Here is a 2,408-nt window from a genome sequence, read left to right as displayed (position 1 = left end):
AAGGCGCCTTTAAACCGCCGAACTCAACCGTACCCGCAAGCCGAGTTCCCTCAGCCATAGGCGTTATAATAAACTTACGGTTATAAGAAGCTACGGGGCGGGATAACTTACTTAATTGCGGCATCATTAGATGATATCCACGCTCTGATTCTAATGGAACCCTGTAACCTAACTGTTTAGCAAATGGTTTTGACCAAGCGCCTGCTGCAATAACCAATTTATTAATTTGCTTACTGGTGCCTGTAACCATCTCCAACTGAATGCTTGAACTGGTCTTAGCGACAGCAACTTTTACAAGTTCTTCCGTTACAAGCTTTCCACCCAACGAAATAAACTTTAACTCTAAGGCCTTACACAGGCCATAAGGATCACTAGTATGGCCAACGTGGGTGAAATACAAAGCATGAGTAATCGTTTTACTCAAAGAAGGTTCAAGTTTCCTAACTTGGGTTCCATCAAGTAATTGCACTTCAACGCCGGCGTTCGTATATGCTGTTAGTTCTTTATTTACTTCATCTAAAGGCGTATTTTCAAAAACAAGCAAACTGCCGTTTAGGGTCAATAGCGCCTCACAATCACAAAAGCTAACTAGCTCCTTCATCGCCGCAATAGAACTTCGGTTAAGTGCTTTTATCGCTCGTGTATTTTGAGTTCGTCGCCCTGGCAGCATATTGATTAAAAACCGCATAAACCATGGCAGGGCTTTGACAAAGTATTTAGGTTGGATCCTAAAAGGCCCTAAAGGATCCAAAAGCATACCCGGCAGTTTGGGTAGAATGCTAGGATCAGCTAATGGAAAGACCTGTTCAGTTGCAAAGTGACCAGCATTCCCCTTAGAAGCGCCAGCCCCTGCTCCTTCTTTATCTATAATCGTGACATCAAATCCTTTTCGTTGGAGCTCAATGGCAGCAGCTAACCCAACAATACCGGCTCCTACAATCGTTATCGTAGCACCATGCTCATCGTCATGTTCTTTCATTAATAATTCCTTCCTAATCAGCTCTTAACGCAACATAAATCCATTCTGGAATACATCATCGGGGTCAATAAAGAACTGGTGTTTCCCTGTAATAAACGATCTTCCAGATACTTCTGGTAGCACAGTATGTTTGCCAAAATATGTAGATATCGAGTTAGCACTGACAATCATTCTTCCATCAACGATACTTTCGATCATCAATTTGTCGTTCAGCTCAACCTCTCCTTTTGCATGCAGTAGCGCGACTCTTCCTGCGACACCAGTGCCAGTCGGCGACCGATCCACCTCTCCATCTGCAAAAATACACACATGCCGCGAATGTGCTTGTTTATTTGTGACTTTTTTCGATGTAAAAATTGTTCCATAAAGGAAACTTAAATCCTCCTCAACCGGGTGATGAATCGGATGAGATGCTATAACGGCGTGCTTAATGCGCCTTCCAATATCGATTAACTGCGGCACATTATCAGGTGAACAACTTATACCGCATTCGTCAGCATCAACATAAGCGTAATACGCTCCACCAAAGCCGATGTCATAACTTACCCGTCCAAAACCATTGACCATGACCTCACAGCCTATTGCTTCCGCCCATGAATCCACATTTTTAAAGCTAGCCTGAACTTTGCCTTCAAGATCGCGGTAAGCTGTTGCTGTGATTAACCCCGCTGGAGCATCGATGTTTATTATTCGAGGAAGATTATTAAGCACAATACTACCTGTTTCACACATCACTTTTACAAGCGCTAAAATGCCATGGCCACACATAGAGCTATAACCTTCATTATGTAAAAATAAAACACCAAAATCGGCTCCAACTGTCACAGGTTCTGTAACCAGTGCACCATACATATCTGCATGTCCCCGTGGCTCATGCATTAACAATTTGCGATAAATATCCCAATTTTCAGCAACAAATTTGCGTTTTTCTAAAATAGTTTCACCTTTTATTTCAGGATAACCAGAGGTGATAATTCGAAGTGGCTCCCCTTCTGTATGTGCATCAATCGTTTTGAATGCTCTATAAGTGCTTGCCAGCTCTGGACTGACATCAATTTCGGTCATTTTCAGCATTATCCTCACCTTTATTGCATATTGTATACAATCTACCGATTGTGGCTTTATTGCTCTAAATCGCAATTTAGGGTCTTTTATTTTTTACTCTCACGTATACAATATCCCACAATCAAGCAGAATTTCAAACGTAAAAATGTAGTGATAGAGGCTTAAATATGGAGGTAAACTGGCAAGGCGTTTTACCCGTTATCTCGACTTAGTTTTATGAGGTTAGGACTATCAATTACGAGTCAATGCTCGCATGTTGGAAGATCTAATCAGAGATCGAATTGACGGAAATATTGCTCCTGGCACGTTCCAAGATAAAGCATCTTTAAGCCCAGAAAGGAAGCCTGATTTTATCAAAAATACT

Annotated in this window: 2 protein-coding genes; both read right to left on the bottom strand. The window is 41.7% G+C overall.

Going from position 1 to position 2,408, the window contains the following annotated elements:
• A partial coding sequence (locus AB4135_RS20990; RefSeq protein ID WP_371995371.1) for an NAD(P)/FAD-dependent oxidoreductase occupies positions 1-979 on the bottom strand: 979 nt, incomplete at its 3' end.
• A 24-nt stretch (positions 980-1,003) separates the two neighbouring features.
• A complete protein-coding gene (locus AB4135_RS20985; protein WP_371995375.1) occupies positions 1,004-2,044 on the bottom strand; it encodes a proline racemase family protein in 1,041 nt (346 codons plus the stop codon).
• Between the last annotated feature and the right edge of the window lie 364 nt (positions 2,045-2,408).

The organism is Shewanella sp. 10N.286.54.B9, assembly GCF_041468565.1.
In the GTDB taxonomy this organism is placed as follows: Bacteria; Pseudomonadota; Gammaproteobacteria; order Enterobacterales; family Shewanellaceae; genus Shewanella.
This window is presented reverse-complemented; position numbering and strand designations above follow the sequence as displayed.